Below are 4,838 nucleotides of genomic sequence, written 5' to 3' on the forward strand. Positions count from 1 at the left end.
GGCCTGAGTTGATTAGGGGCTTGAGTTGATTTGGGCTTGAGTTAAGCGGGGGCTTGGGTTGATGCATCGAATTCTTCTGCTCGGCACCGGCGGCATCGCCGGGCATCATGTCGAGGAGTTTGCCGGAATTCCGGGCTGCAGCATCGGCGCGCTCGCCACGATCGTGGCGAGCCGCTACATGACCGGCCACGCCAACGATCTGTCTCTCGCCCTGCACGGTACTAGGGGCGCCATCAAGGTCGAGACCGACGGCAAGGTATCGAACCTGTCTGCCTGCCTGGGTGGGGATGTCGATCTTCAGCGCTGGCAGACGCTGGCGCTGCCCAGTGTCAAGCGCAATGCCCGGCGCTTTGCCGACGCGCTGGATTCAGGCCGGAACGGCGATCCATCGTTCCGGCGCGCCGCAGACATGCAGAAGCTGATCGACGCGGCCTTCGAGAGTTCAGCGGCGAAGCTGCCGATCTCGATTGCCTGATATCCTGTCGTGGCCTTAACCCGGGCGGTCTGCTGTGAAGCGGTCAACTGGCATTGCCATCGCGCCAGGCGGTCTGGCCCATCAGCCGGTTCATGGTGGAAAGGTACTCATCTTCCGAGGTCGACCAGCGCAGCCTTGCCATTTCCTCGGTATCCGGACCGGCGAGATAGCGCAGTCGGTGCGACGGATCGGTCGCTGCCGCAAAGATCGTCGCAACCACCCGCTGTTCGTCCGCATCCGGGAACGGGTAGTTCATCATCGACTGCATCATGTGGTAGAAGTAGGGCTTGTACGTTGCCGGGACCGAAACAGCCTCTGACGCCGTCATGGTGTTGGAGGTGAAGCTGGTGGTGCGCATGGCTCCGGGTTCGACGAGCTTGACGAGGATGTTCTGCGATTCAAGCTCGTAGGACAGCGATTCCGACAGGCCTTCCACGGCATGCTTGGTCGCGGTGTACAGCGCCAGCAGCGGTACGGCGGCCAACCCGACGCCCGAGGTGATGTTGATGATGGTGCCGCCGCCCTGGTCACGCAAATGCGGGATCGCCGCCTGCATGACATTCATCATTCCAAAGACGTTGGTCTCGAAGATGCCGCGGATCGTCTCCTTCGCGGTGGCCTCGAAGATCGAGACGACACTGATGCCGGCATTGTTGACGACGGCGTTGATATGTCCGAAGCGCTCGATGCCAGCGGCAATCGCGGCCTCGATGCTTGCGGGATCGGTGACATCGAGCGGCAGCACAAGCATTTGATCGGCATGGCCGGCGGCGAGACTCTGGTCCGGCTTTCGCATTGTCGCGATAACGTTCCAGCCTTGGGTGGCGAAGTGCCTCGCCGTGGTCTTGCCGAGCCCGGACGAACAGCCGGTGATGAGGACGGTATTGGTCATTCACATAACTCCTTGAGGTTATGCGGCTGATCTATGTAAAGCGCTCTGGCTGATCTATAACGAGGAGTGCCAATTACATTACGGATCGTCTCATTTGGACCCTTTGACCGATATTATCGCCCTGTTGCGCCCAAAGACGCTGCTGCTCGGCATCTTGCGGCAACCGGTGAGTGGGGCATCCGCTCGCCCTACCAGACCGATCCCACCTTCTATCTGGTGACCGAAGGTGAATGCTGGTTCCAGGCCGAGAATGCCGATGCCGTGCGGCTGTGCGCGGGGGATTACCTGCTGGCGGCGCAGCCGTGTTCCGCGTGTTTCGTCAGCCATATCGGCGCGAAGCTCGTTCTCTCCGACGCCGAGTTCAAGGAACGCAACACGATCGACAACGAAGTCCGGGTCGGCAGCAGGACGGAGGGCCCGACGACGCGCATACTTGGCGGCCTGATCATCTGCGATCCGGCCAATGCCGACCTGCTGTTCGGCCTGCTGCCGCGCTTCACTCATATCCGTGCGGCGGAAGATGTCGGTGAGCGGCTCGCAGGCCTGATGCGTATCATCGTCGATGAAACGCATGCTGCCAGGCCGGCCAGGGACATGGTGCTGTCACGGTTGATCGAGGTGATGCTGATCGAAACGCTGCGTCGCGATGGCGCGCAACGCGCATCACAGCCTCAGGGCCTGCTTGGCGGCCTCGCCGATCCGCAATTGGCCAAGGCACTGACCCACCCACATCCATTCGAATGTCGGCAGGGCGTGGACGATTGCCGAGTTGGCGAAAACCGCCGGAATGTCGCGCTCGCGATTTGCCCGACGCTTCGTCGATGTCGTCGGGGCGGCACCGGTCGAATATTTGCTGGCATGGCGCATGGCGCTGGCCAAAGACGCACTGCTGCACAGTCAGAAGCCGCTCAGCCAGATCGCTGCCGATGTCGGCTATCAATCGCCAAGTGCTTTCAGCACCGCCTTCAGCGGCAAGGTCGGTTGCGCACCAACCCAGTATGCCGCTCGAAGCCGGGGCGAGACCATGCCCGGGGAAACCCGGGCGGGTATGCAATCAAACCTCAGAATGCGCTCGGCACAATCCACGGGTTGACGCTGATGCCGAGGCGCGGGCCCTTGCCTTCGGCGGTGTTTTCCGTGACGCCCTTCTTCTCGACCGAGCCGGTCGAAGCGCAATCGAGCTTCACGTTGGTCTTGGTGTCGATGCAGGTTGCAGTCGGCGCATGCTTGACCGGGTGGGTGGTGTTGGCGGCAAAGGCCGAACCGGACAGTGCCAGCACGGCGGCGAGGGTGAGAAGGGTCTTTTTCATTGTCAGTCTCCGTTTTCGACGGGTGAATTTTTCTCGTACATGTACGATGCACTGTACAGATACGTCCGTCGATCGCGAAGTTCAAGCCAAAACCGTACGCGTACGGTAAATTTTTTGTTAACCAAGAAATTCGCCCTGATGCTGGGAAGGGCGGAGAGGAAATATGGAAACGAACGGAACTGGCGTTCAGCAGTTGACCAGTATCTCGGTCAGCGGTGGCACGTCTTGCGTGCTGAGCGTGGCAAGCGTAAAATCGCACATCCGCTTCACGAAAGCCTGCGGATCTCCGAAGGGGTAGAACGGAAAGGTGATGAGCAGCGAGATCGTGCCGTGGCCGACCGCCCAAAGCATGGTGGCGATGGCGCGCGGATCGCCTTGCAACTTGCCGGCGGCGACGCAGGCCTCGACCCGGCTGATCAGCGCTTTCATCGCCGGGTTGCCCTCTTCCATGTCCTCGTAGCTTCTGCCTTCCGGCAACTTGGTCTTTTCGGTCATGAAGACAGTCCGGTATTCGTTGGGATTGCCAAGCCCGAACGCGGCATATTCCGTCATCACTGCCTGCAAGGCCTCGATCGGATCGTCGGACGAATGCCCCTCGATGCGTCGGGCAAGCGTCTCGAACGCATCCTCGGCGAGCGCGAACAGGATGTCCTGCTTGTCGGCGAAATAGGAATAGACCGACATCGGGGCATAGCCGACCCGCTTGGCCAGTTTGCGGATGGTTAGCCCTTCATAGCCTTCTTCCTGGACGAGCTTATGGGCGGCCGCGACCAGCTCGGAGCGCTGTTCTGCCTTTTGTTTCTCGCGGCGTGTCTGGACGCTCGGCGGCAAAATCTCGTGCCTTCGTTGGGATGGTGCGTGGCTAATTATATACGCTGTACGAAAACGAACAAGGGCGCGGGAAGTTCCCAAACGGAAGGTGTCAGATCGCGCCGACGCCGCCGTCGACGGCCAGCGCATGACCGGTCATGAAGGAGTTGGCGGGGTCGGCGGCGAACAGGATCGCCGTAATCACTTCCTCCACTTCGGCCACCCGCTTCATCGGCACGCCGCGCGTCAGCTCGGCCAACGCCTCTTCTTCCGGCACGCCGGAGACGCGCACGAAGCCGTCCACCATCGCCGTCCTGGTGTGGGCGGGGCAGATCGCGTTGATCCGCACACCCTTGGTTGCGTATTCGGCCGCTGCCGATTTTGTCAGCCCGACGACGCCATGCTTGGCCGCCGCATAGACCGAAAGTTTTGGCGCGCCGACCAGCCCGGCGACCGAGGCGATGTTGACGATGGCGCCGCCCTTGCCGTTCGCCTTGAACTGCCGTTCCATCTGCGGAATCTGGTGCTTCATGGCATAGAACACGCCGAGCAGGTCGATCTCCAGGACGCGGCGGGCCTCGTCCGATTCGACCTGCGGCAGACGCACGAAGCTCTGGACGATGCCGGCATTGTTGACGGCGATGTCCAGCCGGCCGAATTTTTCGACCGCCAGCCTGACCAGATCCTCCGACAAGCCTTCGTCCGCTATGTTGCCGGCGAGGATCGCCGTCTCGACCTGCAGCGTGCCTGCAAGATCGGCGAGTGCCTTTTCGTCGATGTCCGATAGCACCAGCTTTGCGCCTTCAGCGGCAAAGCCTTTCGCCGCACCTCGGCCGAGCCCGCCGGCAGCACCCGTGATCAGCACCGTTGCTCCGTCGAAGCGGCCCATCACGCCTCCTTGTCGATCAGTTTGGCGGCAAGATGCGAAAGCAGCTTTACTGCCTCGCCATAGGTCCTGGCTTTTTCCGGATTGGAGGCGTTGCCGTCCAGCGCCCGCTTGAAGACGCCCTGGCAGATCGCAGCCAGCCGGAAGAAGGAAAAGGCGAGGAAGAACGTCCAGTTGCCGATCCCGGTGAGCCCGCGCCGCCGGCAGTAGCTGGCGACGTAGTCCTCCTCGGAAGGCAGGCCGAGTGCGGAACGGTCGACACCACCCAGGCCGCGAAAACCCGACGCGTGCGGCAGCCGCCATTGCATGCACTGATAGGCGATATCTGCGAAGGGGTGGCCAAGCGTCGACAGTTCCCAGTCGAGCACCGCCAGAACCTGGGGCCGATCGGAAGCGAAGATCAGATTGTCCAGCCGGTAGTCGCCATGCACCAACGAGATCCGGCCATCATCGGCGGGCATATGC

At 61.7% G+C, this 4,838-nt stretch carries 7 protein-coding genes and 1 pseudogene; 3 read left to right on the forward strand and 5 right to left on the reverse strand.

Annotated elements, in window-relative coordinates; translation table 11 throughout:
* Window positions 1-61: 61 nt before the first annotated feature.
* A complete protein-coding gene (locus EN935_RS22415; protein ID WP_245468940.1) occupies window positions 62-475 on the forward strand; it encodes a hypothetical protein in 414 nt (137 codons plus the stop codon).
* Between the two features lie 43 nt (window positions 476-518).
* Here the strand turns inward: EN935_RS22415 and EN935_RS22420 are convergent, their stop codons facing one another.
* A complete protein-coding gene (locus tag EN935_RS22420; protein WP_127264910.1) occupies window positions 519-1,367 on the reverse strand; it encodes an SDR family oxidoreductase in 849 nt (282 codons plus the stop codon).
* Window positions 1,368-1,433: 66 nt separating this feature from the next.
* Between EN935_RS22420 and EN935_RS42210 the strand changes: the two are divergent.
* Window positions 1,434-1,952, forward strand: a pseudogene (locus tag EN935_RS42210) (cupin domain-containing protein); the annotation flags it as partial.
* A 145-nt stretch (window positions 1,953-2,097) separates the two neighbouring features.
* Window positions 2,098-2,460 (forward strand): AraC family transcriptional regulator, encoded by a 363-nt coding sequence (locus tag EN935_RS42215; RefSeq protein WP_281040353.1) that lies wholly within the window; start codon window positions 2,098-2,100, stop codon window positions 2,458-2,460.
* On the opposite strand, the gene EN935_RS22430 is transcribed toward EN935_RS42215, so the two are convergent.
* The 4 genes from EN935_RS22430 to EN935_RS22445 form a co-directional block, all read right to left on the reverse strand.
* Window positions 2,429-2,677 (reverse strand): DUF680 domain-containing protein, encoded by a 249-nt coding sequence (locus EN935_RS22430; protein WP_127264911.1) that lies wholly within the window; start codon window positions 2,675-2,677, stop codon window positions 2,429-2,431. The two genes, EN935_RS42215 and EN935_RS22430, sit on opposite strands and share 32 nt — an antisense overlap.
* A 186-nt stretch (window positions 2,678-2,863) precedes the next feature.
* On the reverse strand, window positions 2,864-3,508 hold the full coding sequence (locus tag EN935_RS22435) for a TetR/AcrR family transcriptional regulator (protein ID WP_127264912.1): 645 nt from the start codon (window positions 3,506-3,508) through the stop codon (window positions 2,864-2,866).
* Between the two features lie 91 nt (window positions 3,509-3,599).
* Window positions 3,600-4,376 carry an SDR family oxidoreductase gene (locus EN935_RS22440; RefSeq protein WP_127264913.1) on the reverse strand — a complete coding sequence of 259 codons (777 nt, stop codon included), beginning with the start codon at window positions 4,374-4,376 and terminating at the stop codon, window positions 3,600-3,602.
* On the reverse strand, window positions 4,376-4,838 hold a 463-nt coding region (locus EN935_RS22445; protein ID WP_164771264.1), incomplete at its 5' end, for a phosphotransferase. The genes EN935_RS22445 and EN935_RS22440, both read right to left, overlap by 1 nt.

The organism is Mesorhizobium sp. M7D.F.Ca.US.004.03.1.1 (genome assembly GCF_003998635.1).
Classification (GTDB): Bacteria; Pseudomonadota; Alphaproteobacteria; order Rhizobiales; family Rhizobiaceae; genus Mesorhizobium; species Mesorhizobium loti.